This is a genomic window from Herpetosiphonaceae bacterium (assembly GCA_036374795.1).
Lineage (GTDB): Bacteria > Chloroflexota > Chloroflexia > Chloroflexales > Kallotenuaceae > LB3-1.
The window spans coordinates 1-22,230 of sequence record DASUTC010000179.1; the positions used below are offsets into that span (position 1 = coordinate 1).

Genomic DNA, 22,230 nt, shown 5'->3' on the forward strand with positions numbered 1-22,230 from the left:
CGCCCGTGATGGTCGAGCGACTTCTGGCGGAAGGCTGTATGCCCAACCTCCAGCGACTACGTGAGATGTGTCGTCGGCTGATTGTCGTTGACGAACCACAGGGAGTCCCCACTGGCTTCCACAATCGGGATACCGCGCTGGGGCTGCGATTCAGACGCAGCCCCACAACTGCACGCCTGTCAGAATCCAGACAGGCCAGTAGCGCTGCTCGCCTACTTCGTTCTCTCGATATTGCAGCTTCCCTGTTCGCTGCCGATGATGGATTTACCGAACACGCCGAATGTGGTATCATAGTTAGGGTAAAGGTACATCTAACTATTAGTATCAAGCATGAGCGATCAGCCGAGCCAGCTTCCAGCACAGAGCCCGCCCGATCTCGTCGATGCCGAACCCTGGCCGACGGTCGGCGTGAGCGTGGTTATCTTCAGCCTCCAGCCAGGCGCGCAGCAGCAAGAGCTATCGGTGCTGCTCGTGCGGCGCAAAAAGCCGCCCTACGCGGGCCTGTGGGCGCTGCCCGGCGGCTGGGTGCGTACCGGGGAGGGCCTGGAAGAGGCCGCGCGGCGGCATCTGCACACCAAAGCGGGGCTGACGCCGACCTATCTTGAGCAGCTGTACACCTTTGGGCGGCCCGACCGCGACCCGCGCGAGCACCGCATTGCGGTGGCCTACTACGCGCTTGTGTCCAGCACGGCGGCGCAGTTGCCGGAGGCGCAGACCGATCGCGAGGCGCGCTGGTTTCCGGCTGAGCAGGTGCCCAGGCCGCTGGCCTTCGATCATGATGCGATCTTGAGCTATGCGCTATGGCGGCTGCGCAATAAAGTCAGCTATGCCTATGTCGCCTACCAGTTGTTGCCGCCGACGTTTACCCTGGCCGATCTGCGCAATGCGTACGAGGTCATCCTGGGCCATCCGCTCGACCCGACCAACTTTCGGCGCAAGGTCGAGGCCAGCGGCACGATCGTCTCGACCGGCAAGCGCGTCGAGGGCGGCGCGCACCGACCGCCGCAGCTTTACCGCTGTAAGCTGACGCCCGAACAGCTCTTTCCAGGCCCGCCGAGCTGAAGCACCGAGAACCAGGTTCAAAGTTCAAAGTTCGACGAGCTCGAAACTTGAACCCTGGAACTCGAATCGTTGAACTTTGAACTCGTTTTTTTTATAGCTCAAGTAAAGGTATCTATAACCTTTACTTTCCAAAGGACACCGCTATGGCTATCCTGTTGCCCGAACGCCCGCTTGAGACGACATGCTCTCCGCAGCTCAGCTTCGATCCGTGGCACTTCGACGCGCCGCTACGCCCGCAGTACGGCCCCGGTGCCAGCCAGGCCGATCCGATACCGCTCCACGCGCCGACGCAGCCCGCGCTGCCCGCCGCGTACCGCAGCATGGATCTGACCGCGATCGATCGGCGGATTCGCCAGGCTAAAGCGGCGCTTGGCGCGCGGCTGCTGATCCTGGGCCATCACTACCAGCGCGACGAGATCATCCGCTACGCCGATCTACGCGGCGACTCGTTCAAGCTCTCGGAGCAGGCGGCGGCCCGCACAGAGGCCGACTACATTGTCTTCTGCGGCGTTCACTTCATGGCCGAGAGCGCCGACATCCTGGCGCAGCCTCACCAGCAGGTGATCTTGCCGAACATGGCGGCTGGCTGCTCGATGGCCGACATGGCGCACGTGGACGATGTGCTGGATGCCTGGGACGCCCTCTCCGATCTCTACGGAGCGGCGGACGGCCCACGGCAGCCGATCGTCCCGATCACCTACATGAACTCGGCGGCGGCGCTCAAGTCGTTCTGCGGCGAGCATGGCGGCGGCGTCTGCACGTCATCCAACGCCGATCGCGTGCTGCGCTGGGCTTTTGAGCGCGGCGAGCGCGTGCTGTTCTTTCCCGATCAGCACCTGGGCCGCAATACCGGCTGGGCAATGGGCATTCCGCTCGAGCAGATGGTGGTGTGGGACCCGCGCAGGCCGCTTGGTGGCAACACGCCCGAACAGTTGCGGCAGGCTCGCATCGTCCTCTGGAAAGGTCACTGCTCGGTCCACAAGCGCTTCACCGTCGCGCAGATCGCGCAGGCCCGCCGCGACTACCCCGGCATCACGGTGATCGTCCACCCGGAGTGCGAGCTGCCCGTGGTGCAGGCCGCCGATCTGTACGGCTCGACCGAGCTGATTCTTGCCAGGATTGCGGCTGCCGCGCCCGGCACGCAGTGGGCGGTCGGCACCGAGATCAGCATGGTGCGACGGCTGCAACAGGAGCATCCCGACAAGCTGATCTTCTGCCTCGATCCGGTGGTCTGCCCGTGCTCGACGATGTACCGCATTCACCCGGCGTATCTGGCCTGGGTGCTCGACAACCTGCTGGAAGACCGTGTCGTCAATCGGATCGGCGTGGACGATACCACTAGGCGTTGGGCGCGTGTCGCGCTGGAGCGCATGCTGGCGCTGCGGTAATCGGTTTTGATTCGTATGAGGGCATCAGCTATGTACGATTACATCATCATCGGCAGCGGGATCGCCGGGCTGTTTACGGCGCTTCAGGCCGCGCGGCACGGTCGCGTGCTGGTGATCACGAAGGCCGCGCTGGCCGAGAGCAACACGCGCTACGCGCAGGGCGGCATCGCGGCGGCGATCGGGATGGCCGACAGCCCGCAGTTGCACTACGACGATACGCTGGCGGCTGGCGCGGGCCTGTGCGATCCGACGGCGGTGCGCGTCCTGGCCGCTGAAGCACCAGCGCGGATCTACGACCTGATCCGCCTGGGCGTGCCTTTCGATACGCACGCGGGCCAGCTTGCGCTCGGCCTGGAGGCGGCGCATCAGGCGCGGCGGATTCTGCACGCGGGCGGCGATGCCACCGGGCGGCATATCGAGCTGACGCTGTGCGCGGCGCTGCACCAGGCCGGTGTCGCGATCCGCGAGCATACCTACGTTGTCGAGATCGTCGTGGAGCGGGGCCGGGCCGTGGGCGTCTGGGCGCAGCGCGGCGACGGCGAGCCGGAGCTGTTTCGCGCGCGGCACATAATTCTAGCCTGCGGCGGCGCGGGCCAGCTCTTCCGCTATACCACCAATCCCGGCGTTGCGACCGGCGATGGCGTGGCGCTGGCCTACCGCGCGGGCGCGGCGCTGGCCGATCTGGAGTTCTACCAGTTCCACCCGACCGCCTTGCAGGTTCCAGGCCAGCCAACGTTTTTGATCTCGGAGGCAGTGCGCGGCGAGGGCGCCTACCTGCGCAACACCGAGGGCGAGCGCTTCATGCCGCGCTACGCGGCGCAGGCCGAGCTTGCACCCCGCGATGTTGTGGCGCGCGCGATCGTCGCCGAGATGCAGCGCACGGGCGGGCCGGTCTTCCTCGATCTGCGCCACCTCGACGCCGCGAGCACACACCGGCGCTTCCCGACGATCAGCGCGTTCTGCGACAGCCTGGGCCTCGACATCGCCGCCGATCTTCTGCCGGTCGCGCCTGCCGCGCACTACTTCATGGGCGGCGTGTCCACCAACATCTGGGGCGAGACAACACTGCCGGGCCTCTATGCATGCGGCGAGGTCGCGTGTACGGGCGTGCATGGAGCTAACCGCCTGGCGAGTAACTCGCTGGTCGAAGGGATTGTCTTCGGCGGGCGAATCGTGCGGCGAACGATCGAGCGGTCAGCACAGAATGAGGAGCCGGATCGACGGCCTGCGCTACTGCCTGACCTCGTGATCGAGCCGACGCTGGATCTGAGGCAGCCGCCCGCGCCAGTGCCGCCGACCAAACAGGCCGCCCAGCAGGTGATGTGGGAGCATGTCGGGCTGGTGCGTACCGCCGCCGGTCTGGATCGGGCGATCGAAACGCTCGCGCGCTGGAATGCCCATCTGCCCGCGCCCCAGACGATCGCCGACCACGAGCTGTCGAATCAACTGCTGCTGAGCTGGCTGATGGCGACCGCAGCCCGGCAGCGCGCCGAGAGTCGCGGCGGACATTACCGCTCCGATCTGCCGCAGAGCCGCCCGCTGTGGCAGCGTCGCATCGTCGTCACGGGTGGGCGGCGGCAGGCCGTCGAGATGCGCGAGGCTTGCGTGGCGGCCTGTTGAGTACGTTATGTCACGTGGAAATGCTTACGCCTGTTCATCGTTATTCAACCATGCTGTTGACACTATATACGGAGCACATCGATGATCAATCCAGAAACGGCTTCCTTCGCGCTGCCCGCCGTCGATCTCTCGCACTATCTCACGCCGGGCGAGCTTCAGCAGATCGTCGAGCGAGCGCTGGCCGAAGATCTCGGTCGCGGCGATATTACCTCGGATCTGCTCGTGCCGTCGGCAGTGCAGGCGACGGCGGTATTTCGGGCACGGCGGGCGGGGGTGATCGCCGGGCTCGACGTGGCGGCGGCGGTCTATCGGCTGGTCGATCCGGCGCTGCGCTTCGGAGCGCAGGTGACGGACGGCACCTTCGTGACGCCCGATCAGCCGATCGCCAGCGTGAGCGGCTCGGCGCGCAGCCTGCTGCGGGGTGAGCGCGTGGCGCTCAATTTTATGCAGCGGCTCAGCGGCATCGCTAGCCTGACGGCGCGCTACGTCGCGGCGGTGCGCGGCACACGGGCGCGCATCGTCGATACGCGCAAGACGACGCCGGGGCTGCGCGCGCTGGAGAAGTACGCCGTGCGCGCGGGCGGCGGCCATAACCATCGCCGCGACCTGAGCGACATGATGCTGGTGAAAGATAACCATCTGGTCGCGCTGCGGCAGCACGGCCTGACGCTGCCGGAGGCGATCGATCGGGCGCGGCAAGCGCTGCCGCACGCGATCAAGATCGAGGTCGAGGTCGATCGCGTCGATCAGATTCCGGCGGCGCTCGAAGCCCGCGTTGATGCGATCCTGCTCGACAACATGCCGCCCGCGACGCTGCGCGAGGCGGTCGCGCTGATCGATGGGCGGGCGCTGACCGAGGCATCCGGCGGCGTGAATCTGGAGACGGTGCGCGCGCTGGCGGCGGCGGGCGTCGATCTGATCTCGGTGGGCGCGCTCACGCACTCCGCCCCGGCGCTCGACATCGGCCTTGACTTTGTCTGGGAGCGCGGCGATGGACGCTGAGACGATCTACCTCGATCACGCCGCGACCACGCCGGTCCATGCGCGCGTGCTCGACGCGATGCTGCCCTACTTCACGCAGCAGTTCGGCAACCCGTCGGGGCGCTACCCGATGGCGGAGCAGGCGCGCGCTGCGGTCGATTGGGCGCGGCAGACGGTAGCGACCACCATCGGCGCGCGATCGAGCGAGATCGTGTTTACCGGCGGCGGCAGCGAGAGCAATAATCTCGCGTTGCAGGGCGTGGCCTTCGCCGCGCGCGACCGTGGCGATCACATCGTCACCACGCAGATCGAGCATCATGCCGTGCTGCGCACCTGCGCCTACCTTGAGCGCGTGCATGGCTTTCGGGTCACGTATCTGCCCGTCGATCGATCCGGGCTGGTCGATCTTGTGGCGCTGGAGCACGCCCTCGACGATCGCACGATCCTGGTCAGCGTCATGCTCGCCAACAACGAGGTCGGCACGATCCAGCCGCTCGCCGAGATCGCGGCGCTGACTCGCCCGCGCGGCATTGCGCTGCACACCGACGCGGTGCAGGCGCTACCGACGCTGCCGGTCGACATACGGGCGCTGGGCGTCGATCTGCTGACGATCTCGGCGCATAAGTGCTACGGTCCTAAGGGCGTGGGCGCGCTCTACGTGCGGCGGGGCACGCCCCTGCTGCCGCAGATCTACGGCGGGCACCAGGAGCGCGATCGGCGGGCGGGCACCGAGAATGTCGCCGGGATCGTCGGGCTGGCGACCGCGCTGCAACTGGTTCGCAGCCACGACTCACGCACGCTCGCTGATCTGCGCGATCGGCTGATCCGGAGCGTTCTTGAAGACGTGCCCGGCGCGATCCTGACGGGCCATCCGACGCTGCGGCTGCCGGGCCATGCGAGCTTCTGCTTCGGAGGCGTCGCGGGCGAGGCCGTGCTGGTCGCGCTGGCCGATCACGGCATCGCCTGCTCCAGCGGCTCGGCCTGCGCGGCGGGCGAAAGCGAGCCGTCGCATGTGCTGACGGCGATGGGCATCCCCGACGATCTGGCGCATACCGCCGTGCGGCTCACGCTGGGACTCACCAACACGCCGGAGCAGATCGAGTGGGTGGCCGAGCGGCTGCCCGCGATTGTGGCGGCGGTGCGTGGCGTGGAGCACGTGATCTAAAGCAGGTGCTTCAAACTGTGCTCGGTGGTAAGGTGTACGGTAAGGTCGACCGACTATAGTAGAGACAGGCTCGATGTGCTACGACATCTCCTACATTCCCCACCAGCACCAAAGCGTGCAGAGCGGAGTCAGCGGTAAGGAATTTCCTTCCCTGTTACAAAAACAAAGAAACCTGTTATGCCAGCCGCTCGACCAGTTATTGGTCGAGCGGCTGGCAGTTTTTGGGCTGTGGTAGCGGCGGTCAGATTGACGCTGGCTGCGCTGCCAGCCTTGGCCGACGGATGCGGCTCCAGAGCACAATGCCGCCGAGCAACAGCAGCAGCAGACCGATCAGCAGGAAGATGTTGTGGGCGATGATCGAGGCCACGATCGTCACGATCGACAGCGGGAGCGCGATACAGAACATGATCAGGCCCGTCAGGAAGCTGCTGGCGCTGCCGAGGAAAGGTAGAATATTCAGCACCGTGTTGACCGGCGAGAAGCAGAGCATCAGGCCGATCCACATCATCATGAAGCCGATCGCGCGGACGATCCAGATCCACAGGTGATACTCCGTGTCGAGCGTCTCGATCGCCTGCTCGCGATTCTCGGTGAAGGCGCGGTAGAGCGACGTGCCTTTAGCCTCGTATGGCACGATCTGCGCGCCGCTGGCCTTGCCGAAGAGCGTCACATCCGTGTTATTTGGCACCGCCGCGTAGCGGATACGAACATCGCCGATCTTCGGCTGCGTCAGCGCGCTTGCGCTGCTGACGAGGTAATTATTCCGCACCAGCCAAGACGCGCTGGCCTCGGTGTTTTCCTCGTCGAGCGCGACCGCCGTCGCTTCGGGCAGCTCCAGCTCGCGGGGATTGACGCTGTACGCGCCGATGGTCGCGCTGCTGGCCGTCCAGCTCTGGCTCTCGAACTCCAGCTCAGGATTTTCATGGCCTCCGGGGTACCTGAAGGAGCTTGACCGCTCCGGGTCGGAGGTCCACTCCTTCTCGTAGCTGTAGGTCGTCTCGGTCGTCGAGCTGCCGCCGACGTTCTTGGTCGTGCTGCTGCGGGTATGCTCGACCCACGCATACATTTCGACGCTGCGCTCTAGCCGCAGGTAGCGCTGAGCGCGCAGCAACGAGGCATCGCCTAGCGCTTCGGTCGTCGCAAGCTTGCCGGTCGCGGCGATCAGCTTGCCCTCCATCGCCGGATCGACGGAGGCGGCGGTAACGGGCGTGCTCTGCCGGGCGATCGTCGCCAGATTGACCGTGCCCTCGTTGATCCACAAGACCACGAAGGATGCGAAGAAGAGGAGCACGCCGAGCAGCGCGCCGATAAACGAGTTGAACAGGTTGCTGAAAAAGCCGGTATGCGTTACTTCCGTGTGCTGGTCGGGCATTGCGATGCTCTCCATGATGAGTGTGCGCCAGTCTACGACGAGCTACCCACGGGCGCGGCATAGCTCCAAAGCATGGATAATCCTGAGGGGAGTTGATCTGGCGCACGAATGTCGATCTATTATCGCGACGCCGCCGCCGATCGGCATGCTCCAAAAGTCCCGACGAGCGGTAGGCAGAGCATAGCGCTGCGGTTATCGGAGCGGGCGCTCCTCCGGCATGAGCGCCGGATCGACGACCAGCACCGCCGCGCCGTGGATCTGACCGCTGCGCAGCGCCGCGAGCGCCTCGTTGGCCGCCGCGAGCGGAAACGGCTGGATGCTGGTCCGTACCGGCACCTGAGGCGCGAGCGCCAGAAACTCCTCGGCGTCGCGTCGCGTCAGGTTTGCCACCGAGCGCACGCTGCGCTCGCCCCACAGGATCGCGTACGGAAACGAGGGAATGTCGCTCATGTGGATGCCGCCGCAGACCACGGTGCCGCCTTTGCCCACAGCGCGCAGCGCGGCTGGCACCAGCGCCCCGACCGGCGCGAAAATGATCGCGGCGTCCAGCTCTTCGGGCGGTGCCTGGCCCGAATCGCCCGCCCAGATCGCGCCAAGGTCGCGCGCGAACTGCTGGGCCTCGTGATCGCCGGGACGGGTAAAGGCGAAGACGCGCCGCCCCTGATGCCGCGCCACCTGAATCACGATATGCGCCGCCGCGCCAAAGCCGTACAGCCCGATTCGCTCGGCATCTTCGGCCATGCGCAGCGAGCGGTAGCCGATCAGCCCGGCGCAGAGCAGCGGCGCGGCCTGAAGGTCGGGATAGTCGGCGGGCAGCGGGAAGCAGAAGCGCTGATCGGCGACGGTGTACTCCGCGTAGCCGCCATCGATCTGGTAGCCGGTGAAGCGCGCCTGATCGCACAGGTTCTCGCGGCCTGAGCGGCAGTAGCGGCAGTGGGTGCAGGTCGCGCCCAGCCAGGGCACTCCCACGCGCTCGCCGGTGACAAAGCGCTCTACCCGCTCGCCGCACGCCGCCACGCTGCCCACGATCTGATGACCGGGGATCAGCGGCAGCTTCGGCTGTGTCAGCTCGCCGTCGACGACATGCAGATCGGTGCGGCACAGCCCGCAGGCATGAACGCGAATCAGCACCTCGTCGTCGGCGGGCGTTGGGATCGGCACCTCGGCGGCGCGCAGCGGTTGTCGCGGCCTGTCCAGCAGCATTGCAAACATAGGACCTCGTTTCAAGTTTCAAGTTTCGAGTTCTTTAAACGGTGGGCTGTGAACGGTGAGCTGTGAACGTCGTTCTTTCTGCACGATCCAGCCGTAGAGCGCCGCGCCGAAGATTCCTAGCTCCAGCAGCGCCGAAATGATACACCAGAAGCAGAGCGCCCGAATCACAAAGAGCTGAAGCGCCATGAAGTAGTTTGACAGCAGCAGCCCACCGCCTGCCAGCGCCAGCAGCGCCGTCGCGATCGACAGCGGCCCCAGGCGCTCACGATGCAACCCGGCCAGCGCCAGAGCCAGCAGCAGGCCGTAGCCCGCCATGCCGATCACCGACACCGGAAGGCCGCCGCCGGGTGGCAGCGTGCTCCATCGGCTGGCCTGAACCGCCTCGCAACCAGCGCCAACCGGACAGACCAGCGCAATGTTATGCTGATAGCGGTTGAGCGTGAGATACGCGGCGTCGAGCAGACCCAGCAGCGCCAGCAGCGCCGCGATCATCCGCGCATACAGTATTCGGGCCTGCATCTCAGTTGCCCTTCGCCTGAAGCGCGGCCTCGATCGCCGCTTCGAGTTCGGGGGCCGTCACCTTCGTGCCGTCTACGAGGTACGTCGGCGTGCTGTCGATGCCGCTCCCGATCGCGGCGGCGGCGCTGTCGCGCAGCGCTGGCACGTACTTCTCGCTGACGAGACAGGTTGAGAAGGCCGCCTGATCGAGGCCCAGATCGCTGGCATAGCCCAGCAGACGCGGCGTGATGTCGCGATCGTCGCTCCATGTGCGCTGGCGGGCAAAGAGCAGATTATGCATCGGCCAGAACTTGCCCTGCTCACCGGCACAGCGCGACGCCGCGGCGGTTGGGATCGCGTTGTCGTGCTGCTGAAGCGGGAAGTCGTGGAAGATCAACTGGATCTTGCCTGTCTCGACGTAGCGCTGGTCGATCGTACCCTCAATCGCCTGGAAGACATTGGCGCAGGCCGGGCACTGGAAATCGGCGTACTCGATCACTTTGACCGGCGCGTCGGGGCTGCCCTTGTAGTAAAACCCTTCGGGCGTCGTGCCGACCGGCGCGCTCAGCGGGTGGACGCCGCTGGTGTTGCCCTCGCCTGTGGGCGCTGCCGGACGCGCGGCGATGCTCCAAAGTAACGCGCCGCCGCCGACAAGGGCGATCAGCGCGATGATCGTATAAAAGATCGGCAGAGGTGAGCGTTTGGCAGGAACCTCGCGGCCTCGTTGTCGTTGTGCCTGCATAATGATTGCTCCCTTCTCCTGAGAAACAGGCTATGCGCGTCGCCGGATCGACGACACGCACAACCATCAACGGTATGTCAGGCTACTTCAGCGGATCGCCGTCGCCAGCCTGGATGAGGCCGAGCGCGCCGCGTCCCACGAAGTTGAAGGCGTGCGTGACGATCGGATAGAGTCCATCCTCCGCTGTCGTGAACTCGACGATCGCTCCCTGGGCTGGCGAGAGATCGACGACCTGCGAGCCGTAGTGGCCCGGATTGTCGCGCGTGAGCTGGTAGCCTTCCTTGATCACCGTATCGAAGATCGTGCCGACCACATGAAACGAGCTATCGACGCTCGGCCCGGCGTTGAGCACGAACATGCGCACGCGCTCTCCGGTGCCCACCTGGAGCGGATGATCTTTGTACTGGTTGGCAACGCCGTTGAAGACCACATAGTCCGGCGCGGGCGCGGCAGCCGCCGCCTTATCCAGGCTGGTCAGATCCTTCTGCGGGCCGAGATACCACTCGCTCTGCACCAGCGCGAACTCTTTATCAACCTGCGGCAGGCCATCGCTCGGCTCGACGATCACCATGCCGTACATGCCGTTGGCGATGTGGTGCAGCGCCGGAGCCGTGCCGCAGTGATACATCCACACGCCCGCGTAATCGGCTTTCCACTCGTACAGCTTCTCCTCGCCCGGCTTGATCGAGGTCATCTCGTCGTTCCAGGCCACCTGGCTGGAGTGGAAGTCGATCGAGTGCGGCAGCTCGCTGCTCGTCGGGTTCTTGAGATGGATACGCACGGTATCGCCCACGCGGACACGGATAACCGGGCCGGGCACCGTGCCGCCGAAAGTCCAGACCTTCTGCACAAAGCCCTCGGCGACGGTCATCTCTTTTTCTTCGATCACCAGATCGATGTCGTGGGTCGTGCCGCTCAGCGCCTTGGGCGCGGCTGCATCGAAGGGCGTGTACCTGGGAGCGCTCGCGTCGGGCTGCACATCGCTGGCGGGCGGTGGACCGCCATGATCGCCGCCTGCGTTGCCGCCGCCCGCGCCTGTCGCGGCAGTTGCCCCAACGGTGATCGTGCCTTTCATCCCCGCCTGCGCATGGCCTGGCACCGAGCAGATAAACGTAAAGCCTTCTGCCGGAATATCCACCTCCGCGCTCGCACTCTGGCCGCCGTCCGCCACGATCTTAACGCCGTTCGGGAACGTCACATCATGCAGTATCACGCCGTCGTTGACGAACTTGACCGTGTAGCGTCCCGGCTGCTCGACGTTCAGCGTAGCGGGCTTGAAGCCCATGTCGAAGCCGTGGATCTCGATCGTGCCGACCACCGTAGCATTGCTGACTTGCTGTGTCGCCAGGCCCGAACCTGTGAGCCGGGTCGTCGGCGGGTTGGCATTTGCTTTTGCCGGAGTAGCGCCGGATGTTGTCGGAGGGGTGTTGCTGTAAAACGCGATCCCGAAGACGAGGACCAGCAGCGCGCTCAACGCGACCCAACGTAGACGGTGAAACTGGTGCATAGGGCTTGCCTCTTTTGCTAATCCGACGTGCGCCAGATCTCGGATCAGCGCGCCATCGAACAGGTGAGAAAGACTTGAGGTTACTAACCTGCACTATAGCGGTCGCGGGCGGAGCGATGCGGAAAGAAGTAGTTACGCTCGGTTGCGCTTTCGTCACAGATCGCGCTGTGATACGGCACGCCGAGAACACAGGAGCAAAGAACAAGGGGAGAGCCGGGAGCCAGGAACCAGGAGGATGAGCTTTCCCTGGCCTGCGCAGGCGAAATCCTGCATCAGCCAGCCCGCGCTCACCAGCGCCGTGATCGCGAATAAGGGTGTGCCGCTGCTCACCGCTCGTCTCCTTCGACGATCGCCTGAAGCACCCGCAGCACTTGATCGGGGTCGAGATGGTGGTGCTCAGCCGTAGTCCGCAGCAGTAGCCCGCCGCCGCAGCAGGTATCGAGGCCAAAGCCTTGCAGCGCCGGGAGCGTCTGCGGGTAGCGCGCGACGATCTCGTTGAGGGTGTCGGCACCGTCGATCGCTGCCGACACCGGAAGGTGTTGATTAATAGTCACGGTTGTGTTCCTTTCGACAACGAAGGGTGTTCACTCGCCGACAGCAGCTTATAACGCGCTAGGCTCGCTGCGCCGGTACGGGCTGCGGGATCGGCTGAAGACGCGGCCAGGCGTGCCAGATGAACGCGCCGAGCGCCACCACCTGCAACAGCGCCGCCAGCGCCAGCGTGCCGCCCAGCCACGGCGTGCGGTACAGCGACCAAAGCGGCAGGGCCAGCGCCGCGCCGAGCACACCGGCGTTGAGCGCGCCGAAGCTTAGCCAGGCCCAACGCGGACGACCGCGCTCGCCCGCGCCCGTGAGACGCGGCAAGATCCAGTAGGCCACGCCGAGCGCAAGCTGGATCAGCCAGCCGCCGACCAGCAGTTGAATATGCGTCGGCAGTAGCAGCCAGGCCCAGCCGAAGATCGTCGGGAGGCCCTTTGCGCTGAGGATCAGCCCGCCCAGGAGCACGCCGACCGCCAGATGCAGCAGCGCGGCCTTGACAAACCAGCAGCTTAGACGCGGCATCGGCTACCTCCCGCCGTGCCTGGCGCGCACACGGCTCCACACCAGCCCGACGAAGATCCAGACCGCCAGCACGTGCAGCGCCGACGATAGCACCAGCGTCCAGGCCAGCGCCGCCCCTGGCCGATAGCCGTTGAGCGGCTCCGCCACCAGACGCAGCAGCAGCCCGGCGTTCAACAGCCCGTAGCAGAGCCAGGTGAGCCACTCAGCGCCGCGTGGCTGCTCCTTCGACCAGATCGGGAACATCCAGAGCGCCACGCCGAAGATCAGTTGGGTCAGCCAGCCGACGACGATCAGATGAATCGCGGTCGGCTGAAGATACGCAAGCAGGGGATAGATCGGCCAGGCGAGCTGCACCAGCCAGAGCGCGCTCAGCAGCATTCCGCCGAGCAGATAGACCATCGCGGTTTTAATCAGCGTACGTGTGATGGTTGGCATAGGAATCGTTTGTAAGAACCAAGAACCAAACGAATGAACAATAGAGCAACCGAACAATAGACCAAAACGTACAACTTCTTTGTTTCGTCGTTCCCGTGCTCCCCGCCGCCTGAAGCTACGCGGGCCGCGCCATGCGCTCGGTAGCCAGCCAGCGGCTCAGAATGTAGGTATACGCGCTGATCGCCGCCCGCGCGCCGTCGCCGATCGCTACCATCACCTGCTCGGCTGCGGTCGTTGTCACGTCGCCCGCCGCGAAGATCCCAGGCGCGGACGTGGCGTTGTGCTGATCGACGACGATAAAGCCATGCGCGTCGGTCTTGACGAGCGCACGGACGACCTCGCTGTTAGGCACCAGCCCCAGATCGACGAAGGCATGCTGTACCGTGATCGTATGGATCTCGCCTCCGCGCATCAGCACCAGCTCTCGGAGCGTCTGCGTGCCGCTGACCTCGACCACCTCGTAGCCGGGAAAGACCTCGACGTTCGGCTGCTGGATCAGCATGTGCGCCAATGGATTCGCCAACTGCTCGGCGTTCGGCACCACCAGATAGACCCGCGCCGCCGTCCAGACCAGCTCGGCAGCGCCCAGCAGCGCCCGCGTGGTGCCGCCGATCACCGCGACCGACTGATCGGCAACCTGCTGCGCGTACGTCGCGATCGAGTAGCTCATGCCAGGATCGATCAGCCGGTGCGCGCCCGGCACGTTCAGGCGCAGCGGTGTCGCGCCCGTAGCAACCAGAATCGCGGTCGCTTGCAGCACACCCTGCGCCTGCGTTTCGACGCTGAAGAACGACAGACCCGGCGAGATACCAAGCACGCGATCATGGATCACGCGGCCCGATTTCATCGCGCGGCTGATCAGCATGCGTACCAGGTCGTTGGCTGGCAGGTATGGCGTCGTATGCTGCACCTGCGCTGTCGACCACTGAACCTGCCAACGCGCCTCGCGGTGACGCTGCTGATCCAGATCGTGACCGACCAGACTTTCGCGCCAGCCAACCTTACCGCCCAGATCTTCGTAGATCATGACGGCATCGAGCTGTTTTTCCTGGGCATGAAAGGCCGCCGCGACCGCTGCCGGTCCTCCGCCGATGATGATCAGGTCATACATGCCTGTGCTCCCCTCAACCTGTGGCGCGTCTAATCGCGCGCCGTGATCTGCCGCGCGCTCAGCTCAAGGAGTGTTGCGTTCTGCGGCCCGTGGCGCGCGATCAGCACCGGACAGGAGGCTTGCTGAAGCACGCGGCGACTGACGCTGCCAAGGATCGAGCTGATCGATCCCATGCCACGCGAGCCCATCACGATCAGGTCGGCGCCGTGCGCCTCGGAGACGCGCAGGATCGCCTCCGCCGCCGGACCCTCCACCACCTCGCACTGCGGTAGCAGATCCGCCACATAGAACGCCGCCGATTCCAGCAGATGCTCGCCCTGCGCTATACGCTTGCCGACCGTATCCTCAAGGTAGGGCTCGCCCAGAACCGTGCGCACCGACTCGAAGGCATAGACCAGCGTCAGTTGCGCACTCGACGTATGCGCCAGGCCCGCCGCCAGCTCCAGCGCGCGCCACGACTCCAGTGATCCGTCAAGCGCGACCGTGATCGAGCGGAACAGCGTCGGCGTGGACGGAATCGGCTCAGGCAGCAGCTCAACCCGCACCTGATCATGGTCTAGATCGGCGATGGCGTACGAGCCATCGGCCAGCGAGCCAGGGTTGACCACGTGGGCTCCATTGATCACCTCGATGCCGCGCCCGCTGGCAGGGCCGCCGCAGCAGACCAGATGCGGCTGATACGCGCCGATCAGATAGTTGAGCAGCTGCACGCCGACATGCATGCCGCCCTGGAGATCGATATGCTTGCCGCGCGGCGGCGTCGCAAACAGAAAGATCCGGCGGTGTGCCGTTTTGAACATGGTGTTGTACGCCGACAGGTGCTCGAACGCAACACGGGCCTCCCATGCCGGAAACTGGATCGGCGAGGTAATCTCCTGGGTCGTCGTCAGCAGCCCGCCAAAACCGGCGACCACATCTTCGACGCCCAGCGGCGCTGCGGTGCGATGGATCAGATGCAGCCTGGTGGCTCCCTGGTACAGGTGCAGCGCCTGACTCACCGCCGCCACTGAGGGATCGTGCTCGCCGGGGATCAGGTACACCGGGGCCTGAAACAGGCCGAGCGTATCGAAGATCCGCCCCATCTCCTGATAGAGCAGCGTACCGTTCTTGGGCGCAGCACCCGTCACAGGGTGCGAGCCGGAAGCTTGAGCAGCCGGTTGTCGGGCCAGGAGGCTACCCAGCAGGAGCACCGCGTCGACCTGCGTGAGTCGCTCGCGCTCGTGCAGCGCCTCCAGACGATCGTGACGACCGGCGATATCATGTATTACGAGAACATGCATAGCTGTATCCTTCTACTCTATCGAGCCGATCGTTGCCGCCGAAGGCGTGCTCGTCTCGCCGACGGATGCTGGCGCCTGGCTCAGCACGCGGCGTACCTCCTCGAACTCCGCCCGGCCTATCTCGCCCATGGCGAAGCGCCGCTGCGCAACCTCCAGCGGCGTTTCACGTCGTGGCTGAATGCTGCGCGTTAGTTGGACGACGATCAACAGGATCAGCGTCGCTATCACAATCCAGAACGCGATCATGCTGATGATCATCCACCACGGCATGGTCGCATAGGCTTGCATCATGACGATCCACCTCCCTTGCATCGCGCTTCTAGGTGTAGCATAAGCGCGCACCGGGAGCGTGGGGTATCTATTGCTCTACGGATGGTGAATATTCGGCAACGGGATGACGAGTCCTGCTGCTTCGCGGCTTAAGATGAGGGTGCGCAGCTTATCCGCCAGTGCCGCCATCGCCGCCGGTTTTTCCAGATACACGTCGATGTTCAGACGCTTCACGGTAGCGCGCAGCGCGGGCGTCGGCAGCGAAGCCAGCACGACGATCCGCATCGCCGGATGTTCTTCTTTGCAGAGTTGAATCAAGAGCGTGCCGCCGGGGCCTTGGACGACCGGATCGATAATCAGCACGTCCGGGGTCATCTGCTGGATACTCAGCCAGCCCCGGTCGGACGTTGACTCACATACCACCGTCGCCTCAGGCGCTACACGCTTGACAATCGCATGTGTCACCGCAGCCGCGCTCATATCAGCATCGACAATCAGAACATGTACCGCCATGATAATCATTCCTGCTTACACATATCTATCGTTCTGCTAGTATAGGCAGTGAGGATCGACCTGAGGTAGTTATACACTTACGGAACGTGTTAACATCGCAACCAAGGCTAGTTGATCGGCCTGTTAGAAACGAGTATCATACCAAGGAGGTTGCAACGTATACCCCCTAGGAAGTAGGATGCCCATGCGCAAGACAGGATCAGAGCAGGCGGCGCAGCCCTCCGATCACGCTCAAGCCGAGCTGAGCATGAATCGGGTGGAAATAGCCGCTGTTCAGCAGTTGCAGGCGGAGCCCACCTTTCAGGCGCTGCTGCACGCCGCTCCCGATGCGATCGTCATTGTGGATCACATGGGCCGCGTGGTCGTAGCCAATCAGGTCGCCGAGTCGATCTTCGGCTATACGCAGCACGAGCTGCTCGGACAGCCGATCGAGCTGCTGATGCCCGATCGCTTCCATACGCTACATCTCAAGCATCGCGCCGCATATAAGGCCGATCCGCGCACGCGCCCGATGGGCATCTGCAAAGATCTGATCGCGCGGCGCAAAGACGGCACCGAGTTCCCGGTTGAGGTCAGCCTCAGCCCGCTTCAGACCGCCGACGGACTCCTGGTGACAAGCGTGATCCGCGACGTCACCGAGCGCAAACGCATCGAAGTTGAGCTGCGGGCATCGCAGGCCCGGCTCGCGGGCGTGCTCGACATCGCCGAAGACGCGATTATTTCGGTGGACACGGCGCAGATCATCCGGCTCTTCAACCAGGGCGCGGAAAAGATCTTCGGCTACAGCGCGCAGCAGGTGATCGGGCAGCCGCTCAACATCCTGCTGCCAGAGCGCTTCCGCGCGATCCATCGCCAGCATGTCCAGATGTTCGGCGAGTCGGGGCAGGTTGCGCGGCGGATGGGCGAGCGCAAGGAGATCTTCGGGCTGCGCAAAAATGGCGAGGAGTTTCCCGCCGACGCCTCGATCTCGCAGCTGAGCAGCGGCGACGACAAAACCTTCACCGTGATTCTGCGCGACATCACCGATCGTAAGCGGGCCGCAGAAGAGCTTGAGCGCCAGGTTCAGCGCCGCACCGCCTACCTGAATACGCTGCTGACCTTCAGCAAAGAGCTGTTCGGGGCGCGCGGTCTGGATGCCGTGCTGGAGCGCGCCTTGAGCCACGCGCTGACAGTCGTGCCCGAAGCGCAGCGCGGCGCGATCTATCTTGCCGAGGACGAAGGGCAGCGGTTGTCGCTGCGGGCAAGCGCCGGGTTTAACCGCGTGCCGAGCTTCACCCGCCCGATCGATTTTGGCATCATTGGCCTGGCCTTCACCACGCAGCGTTTGCAGATCACCAACAGCGCGGCTGAGTTCGAGGCGCTGGTGCCCGAAATGCGGACGAATGACCGGGAGCGCGTGTTGCGCGGGCTGTGTCTCGACGCGCCGCCGACGGGCGCGGTGGCAATCCCGCTGCGCGCGCATCGTGACGTGATCGGCGTGCTCCTCTTGCTGCGCGTCTCAGGAGATGGGCCGTTTGCCGCCGACGCGCAGACGACGCTGGAGGGCCTGGCGAACTTTACGGCGGCGGCAATCCTTGAGGAGCACAACCAGCAGCGCCAGATGACGCTCTCGAACCAGCTGGCGCGGCTGGAAGAGCAGCAGCGCTCGATGGCCGAGCGCCTGGACTACGCAGAGGCCGGAATGCTCCAGGCAGCGCGGCTCGCTGCCGTTGGGCAGCTTGCGGCGTCGATCGCCCACGAGATCAACAACCCGCTCTACGCCGCGCGCAACAGCCTGTTTTTGCTGGAAGAAGATCTGCCCGCCGAGCTGCGGTCGTCGCCCTATTTCAGCATGGCGAGCGATCAACTGACGCGCATCGCAGGCATCATCGAGCGCATGCGCGACTTTTACCGCCCCGCGCGCGGCGAGATGGCACAGAACGATCTCAACCAGTTGCTGGAGGAAACCCTGGCGCTGGCCGGCCTTAATCTGCGCCACGGCGCGATCAATATGATCTTCGCCCCGGCGCACGACCTGCTGCCCGTGATCTGTAACGCCGACCAACTGCGACAGGTGTTTCTCAACCTCGTCCTCAACGCGATCGACGCGATGCCTGAGGGCGGCACGCTGACCGTGCGCACCGAGGCCGGGCCGACCGTCGCGCTGGTTGAGATTCAGGATACCGGCATCGGTATTCCGGAAGAGGCCCGCGAGCATTTGTTCGAGCCGTTCTGGACCAATAAGCCGCATGGCACGGGCCTGGGCTTATCGATCAGCGCTCATATTGTCACACAGCACGGTGGCCGCATCGAGGTGGAGAGTAGCGTTGGTGAGGGCAGCACATTTCGCGTGATACTGCCCTACGAGACACACGTTTAACCAAAGGAGCACGTGTTTATGACCCAAGAACCGGCCCGTGTGCTCGTCGTAGACGATGAGGAGCCAATCCGGCTGACGATGAGCGATCTGCTGCGGCGGCGCGGATACGAGGTGTTGACGGCAGAGAACGGCGAGGCCGCGCTCGCGCTCGTCCACCAGCGTCCATTCGATCTCCTGCTGCTCGACCTGAAAATGCCGGGGTTGAGCGGGACGGACGTGGCGAAACGCGCGCGCGAGCTACAGCCAGAGGTGGCGATCATTATTTTGACGGGACACGGATCGTTAGATAGCGCCCTGGATAGTATGCACATGGGCGTCTTCGACTATATGCTCAAAACCGCCAGCCCCCGCGATGTGCTGGATCGGGTCGCGTCGGCGCTGAAGCAGCAGCAGGAGCAGCGCCGCCAGCAGCAATTGATGACGATGCTGCAATCGGTGGTACACCAGCTCGGCGGCCACAACGAGGCCGAACAGCAGCGCGCTGAGTCGTCCGAGCGCTGGCTATCCGTGGGCGATATCCAGATCTCGACCTGGAATCAGACGGTGCGGCGCGGCGATCAAACGCTGAATCTGACGCCGACCGAGTTCCGGATTCTGGTCTGTCTCGCGCAGCAGGCCGGGCAGGTGATGAGCTATCAGCAGATTGTGCAGTGCGCGCAGGGCTACGAGGCCAATTCGATCGAGGCGGCTGAGCTGGTCAAGCCCCACATGTACCATCTCCGCCAAAAGCTGGAGCCCGATCCGTCCAATCCGCGCTATATTCTGACGGTTCGCGGCACGGGCTATCTGCTCTCGGCGTCAGCCAGCGAGGCGGCTGGCTAGGGCACAGAACGAGGGAACAAGAGAGCAAACGGAGCACCAAGAACCAAGAACCGGAACCTTGGAACTTGGAACTTGGGACTCCCGAACAGGCTCCTGGAGGCTGCGCTAATAGACCAGCCCTACATTCGCGGCGGCTGGCTGCTTCAGGTGGTAGGTATCTGCCGCCTGCCGTGCGTAGGCGACCATCGCCCGCGACATTGCCTGCTCCGAAAGCAAGCCGACCAGCAGGCCGTCGGCCAGGACGGGCAGCGCATCGACGCGCTGCTTAATCAGCAGCTCGGCGGCGTGTAGAATCGATGCGCTCGCGTCGATCGTCACCGGCATCCTGGTCATGATCTCGCCGGCAATGGCCGTCTCGTAGTGCGCGCCTGAGACAGCCAGATGAATCGGCAGGTTCGACGACCACATCGCGCGCTGGATGTTGCGCTCGGTGATAATCCCCACGAGCTGGCCCTGGTCGATGACAAGCAGGTGACTGGCATTCTGCTCTGCAAACAAACGATTGATCAGCGATAACGGTGCGGAAGGCGCAACTGCCACCACTGTATTGTGCATGACATCCTGTACACACGGGAGATTCATAGTAACTCCTTATTGCCAGCGCTTAGATCGTGGATTGAAGTCATCGGCGGTCGCGTGATAGCTTTGAAAAGCGGCTGTGGTCAAGGTAAATGTTTGACGTGGCAAGGATTAGGGTTGTTGCAGCCGTCAGCGTTAAGTGGTTTATACACCGCTTGACGGACCACACGTGTGTTTGACGCTCAGCCATCGTACCCTACCCGTGTGTCAGGTACGGTCACACCACAAGAGACGATCCGCTCCGCTGCAAATCGCGGATTTCCACACTACCATCTCGATCAATGCGGCGTGCCAGCGGTTTATCAAGGATCGACAGGGCTACCGAGGACCAGAGAACAAGGGAGCACCAGAGCACGGGAACCGGGGATCACATGGGCACGCAACGCAGAACTCAAACCGTCCTGACCCCCGGACGTTGAACTCGAAGCCTGGAACCGATGTTTCCCGACCATCCGCCGTGATTCCGCGCTAGAATTGCAGCACAACCCGGCCCTGGACATCGCCACTCCGCAGCCGATCGAAAACCGAGTTGATCGCTTCCAGCGGCTCGACCTCGGTGGTCGCCTGGATCTTACCCGCAGCAGCAAATTCCAGCGCTTCCTGCAAATCTTTGCGCGTGCCGACGATCGAGCCGCGAATGGTCAGCCGCCGCAGCACGACATCAAAGATCGGAGTGGAAAAATCGCCTGGCGGCAGGCCAACCAGTACGCAGGTGCCGCCCCGCCGCAGCATCCCGATCGCCTGACGGAACGCGCCGGACGAGGCTGCCGTGATCAGCACGCCGTGCGCGCCGCCGATCTGCCGCTGAATCTCCGCGACCGGATCGGCTCTCGCCGCGTTGATCACCACCTCCGCGCCCAGCTCGCGCGCGAGCGCCAGCTTGTCGTCGGCAATATCCACCGCCGCAATACGGCGGCCCATTGCCTGCGCGTACTGCACGGCGATATGGCCCAGCCCGCCGATGCCCGAAATCACCACCCAGTCGCCGGGCTTCGTGTCGGTTTCTTTCAACCCTTTATACGTGGTCACGCCAGCGCACAGAATCGGCGCTGCGTCGACAAAGCCCAGCGCATCGGGCAGCCGACCGACGTAACGGGCCGGGGCTACGATGTACTCGGCGTAGCTGCCATCGACGGAGTAGCCGGTATTTTGCTGCTCAGGACAGAGCGTTTCCCAGCCTGTCAGGCAGTACTCGCAGGCGCCGCACGCGCTGTGGAGCCAGGGCACGCCCACTCGATCGCCCTCTTTGAGCAGAGTGATGCCGGAGCCGAGCGCGGCGACATAGCCGACGCCCTCGTGTCCGGGGATGAACGGTAGCCTGGGGCGGATCGGCCAGTCGCCATCGGCGGCATGCAGATCGGTGTGGCACACGCCGCTGGCGACGACGCGAATCAATACCTGTCCAGGGCCGGGCGTCGGCACCGCAACGTGTTCGATCGTCAGCGGCTCGTGGAATGAGTGTACAACCGCAGCTTTCATCGTCTGGCGCATGGCTGCCGTCCTTTCCTTGCACACCACTGCGTGTAGCATACGTGCCGGGACGGCGCATCTCGTGAAGAAAGGACAACTGATCGTAGAGGTATCTTAACGTCGGGGAACAGGCGGACACGAAGGAAGTTGGACGTTTGGTTCTATGCTCTTGTTCTTTTGCTCAGTTCTTGGTTAGCTCTGGACGAACACGCTCCACCCAGGTGCGGACGACGTTCCAGTTGCGGAAGTCGCCGCTCGGCAGACGCTCGCGCAGCCAGAAGAGCACGCGGTCCAGCAGCGGCAAGTTGTGGTAATCCAGCTTTCCGGCGAAGAGTCCGATGTCCACCGGCTCGATCGTCGGCGCGGCCTCTCGAACCATCGCGAGGTACTCCAGCACCCGCTGGCGATGTTCGGGAGTGTCTTCGCGCATCGTCATCGAAACCACGAAATAGGCCACCGGCATCTGGCGCAGCGTCGCCTCGTAATGCTGGACAAAATAGATCGCCTCCGGTAGCCACTGTCCGTTGTAGATCGGGCTGCCGACGATCACGGCCTGATAGCCGCTCAGATCGTTCACATCCAGCACCAGGCGCACGTCGACCTCCGCCCCGGCCTCGCGCAGCGCCGCGCCGATCGTCTCGGCGATGGCCTGCGTCGCGCCGAACTGGCTGGCGTATGATACCAACACTCGCGCGCCCATCGTATCCCGTCGCTCCCGCCCGGTCGCGTATAGACGATTGGCGGGATCGACACCGGCTCGTCCCGCCAATCGCCAGGCCTTG

General features: G+C 64.3%; 22 protein-coding genes. 7 read left to right on the forward strand and 15 right to left on the reverse strand.

Going from position 1 to position 22,230, the window contains the following annotated elements:
• The first annotated feature begins 330 nt into the window (after window positions 1-330).
• The 5 genes from VFZ66_12740 (at window position 331) to VFZ66_12760 (ending at window position 6,216) form a co-directional block, all read left to right on the forward strand.
• Entirely contained in the window at window positions 331-1,062 is a 732-nt protein-coding gene (locus VFZ66_12740; protein HEX6290056.1) for an NUDIX domain-containing protein, read from the forward strand.
• Window positions 1,063-1,205: 143 nt separating this feature from the next.
• On the forward strand, window positions 1,206-2,450 hold the full coding sequence (gene nadA / locus VFZ66_12745; GenBank protein ID HEX6290057.1) for a quinolinate synthase NadA: 1,245 nt from the start codon (window positions 1,206-1,208) through the stop codon (window positions 2,448-2,450).
• A 30-nt stretch (window positions 2,451-2,480) separates the two neighbouring features.
• A complete protein-coding gene (gene nadB / locus VFZ66_12750) occupies window positions 2,481-4,070 on the forward strand; it encodes an L-aspartate oxidase (GenBank protein HEX6290058.1) in 1,590 nt (529 codons plus the stop codon).
• 81 nt (window positions 4,071-4,151) lie between these two features.
• Window positions 4,152-5,072, forward strand: coding sequence for a carboxylating nicotinate-nucleotide diphosphorylase (gene nadC, locus VFZ66_12755; protein HEX6290059.1), 921 nt, complete (start codon window positions 4,152-4,154; stop codon window positions 5,070-5,072).
• Window positions 5,062-6,216 carry a cysteine desulfurase family protein gene (locus VFZ66_12760; protein ID HEX6290060.1) on the forward strand — a complete coding sequence of 385 codons (1,155 nt, stop codon included), beginning with the start codon at window positions 5,062-5,064 and terminating at the stop codon, window positions 6,214-6,216. Before nadC ends, VFZ66_12760 begins: the two co-directional genes overlap by 11 nt.
• Window positions 6,217-6,457: 241 nt before the next feature.
• Here the strand turns inward: VFZ66_12760 and VFZ66_12765 are convergent, their stop codons facing one another.
• The 12 genes from VFZ66_12765 to VFZ66_12820 all read right to left on the reverse strand — a co-directional run bounded on the left by VFZ66_12765 (window position 6,458) and on the right by VFZ66_12820 (window position 16,218).
• Window positions 6,458-7,588: a TMEM43 family protein gene (locus VFZ66_12765; protein HEX6290061.1), complete on the reverse strand. Its 1,131-nt coding sequence runs from the start codon at window positions 7,586-7,588 to the stop codon at window positions 6,458-6,460.
• 192 nt (window positions 7,589-7,780) lie between these two features.
• The gene (locus tag VFZ66_12770) at window positions 7,781-8,800 is read right to left on the reverse strand and encodes a zinc-dependent alcohol dehydrogenase family protein (GenBank protein ID HEX6290062.1); all 1,020 of its coding nucleotides are present in this window, start codon (window positions 8,798-8,800) and stop codon (window positions 7,781-7,783) included.
• A gap of 18 nt (window positions 8,801-8,818) precedes the next feature.
• On the reverse strand, window positions 8,819-9,319 hold the full coding sequence (locus VFZ66_12775; protein ID HEX6290063.1) for a vitamin K epoxide reductase family protein: 501 nt from the start codon (window positions 9,317-9,319) through the stop codon (window positions 8,819-8,821).
• Between the two features lies 1 nt (window position 9,320).
• Window positions 9,321-10,040, reverse strand: coding sequence for a thioredoxin domain-containing protein (locus tag VFZ66_12780; protein HEX6290064.1), 720 nt, complete (start codon window positions 10,038-10,040; stop codon window positions 9,321-9,323).
• Between the two features lie 82 nt (window positions 10,041-10,122).
• Window positions 10,123-11,547, reverse strand: a complete 1,425-nt coding sequence (locus VFZ66_12785; GenBank protein HEX6290065.1) for a multicopper oxidase domain-containing protein — start codon at window positions 11,545-11,547, stop codon at window positions 10,123-10,125.
• Window positions 11,548-11,873: 326 nt separating this feature from the next.
• Window positions 11,874-12,101 (reverse strand): DUF542 domain-containing protein, encoded by a 228-nt coding sequence (locus tag VFZ66_12790; GenBank protein HEX6290066.1) that lies wholly within the window; start codon window positions 12,099-12,101, stop codon window positions 11,874-11,876.
• A gap of 58 nt (window positions 12,102-12,159) precedes the next feature.
• Complete coding sequence (locus VFZ66_12795) at window positions 12,160-12,609, reverse strand: hypothetical protein (GenBank protein HEX6290067.1); 450 nt, start codon at window positions 12,607-12,609, stop codon at window positions 12,160-12,162.
• A gap of 3 nt (window positions 12,610-12,612) precedes the next feature.
• A complete protein-coding gene (locus tag VFZ66_12800; protein ID HEX6290068.1) occupies window positions 12,613-13,044 on the reverse strand; it encodes a hypothetical protein in 432 nt (143 codons plus the stop codon).
• Between the two features lie 115 nt (window positions 13,045-13,159).
• On the reverse strand, window positions 13,160-14,155 hold the full coding sequence (locus VFZ66_12805; GenBank protein HEX6290069.1) for an NAD(P)/FAD-dependent oxidoreductase: 996 nt from the start codon (window positions 14,153-14,155) through the stop codon (window positions 13,160-13,162).
• A gap of 29 nt (window positions 14,156-14,184) precedes the next feature.
• Window positions 14,185-15,435 (reverse strand): universal stress protein, encoded by a 1,251-nt coding sequence (locus tag VFZ66_12810; GenBank protein ID HEX6290070.1) that lies wholly within the window; start codon window positions 15,433-15,435, stop codon window positions 14,185-14,187.
• Window positions 15,436-15,447: 12 nt separating this feature from the next.
• Window positions 15,448-15,726, reverse strand: coding sequence for an SHOCT domain-containing protein (locus tag VFZ66_12815; protein HEX6290071.1), 279 nt, complete (start codon window positions 15,724-15,726; stop codon window positions 15,448-15,450).
• 75 nt (window positions 15,727-15,801) lie between these two features.
• A complete protein-coding gene (locus VFZ66_12820; protein HEX6290072.1) occupies window positions 15,802-16,218 on the reverse strand; it encodes a response regulator in 417 nt (138 codons plus the stop codon).
• A gap of 184 nt (window positions 16,219-16,402) precedes the next feature.
• On the opposite strand from VFZ66_12820, the gene VFZ66_12825 reads away from it, so the two are divergent.
• The gene (locus VFZ66_12825; protein HEX6290073.1) at window positions 16,403-18,577 is read left to right on the forward strand and encodes a PAS domain S-box protein; all 2,175 of its coding nucleotides are present in this window, start codon (window positions 16,403-16,405) and stop codon (window positions 18,575-18,577) included.
• Between the two features lie 18 nt (window positions 18,578-18,595).
• Window positions 18,596-19,399 (forward strand): response regulator transcription factor, encoded by an 804-nt coding sequence (locus tag VFZ66_12830; GenBank protein ID HEX6290074.1) that lies wholly within the window; start codon window positions 18,596-18,598, stop codon window positions 19,397-19,399.
• A 105-nt stretch (window positions 19,400-19,504) separates the two neighbouring features.
• Here VFZ66_12830 and VFZ66_12835 read toward each other — a convergent pair whose 3' ends face one another.
• From VFZ66_12835 to VFZ66_12845, 3 genes are all read right to left on the reverse strand, one after another.
• Window positions 19,505-19,954, reverse strand: coding sequence for a CBS domain-containing protein (locus VFZ66_12835; GenBank protein ID HEX6290075.1), 450 nt, complete (start codon window positions 19,952-19,954; stop codon window positions 19,505-19,507).
• Window positions 19,955-20,446: 492 nt separating this feature from the next.
• A complete protein-coding gene (gene adhP, locus VFZ66_12840; GenBank protein HEX6290076.1) occupies window positions 20,447-21,469 on the reverse strand; it encodes an alcohol dehydrogenase AdhP in 1,023 nt (340 codons plus the stop codon).
• Between the two features lie 160 nt (window positions 21,470-21,629).
• On the reverse strand, window positions 21,630-22,217 hold the full coding sequence (locus VFZ66_12845) for a flavodoxin domain-containing protein (protein ID HEX6290077.1): 588 nt from the start codon (window positions 22,215-22,217) through the stop codon (window positions 21,630-21,632).
• Window positions 22,218-22,230 lie beyond the last annotated feature (13 nt).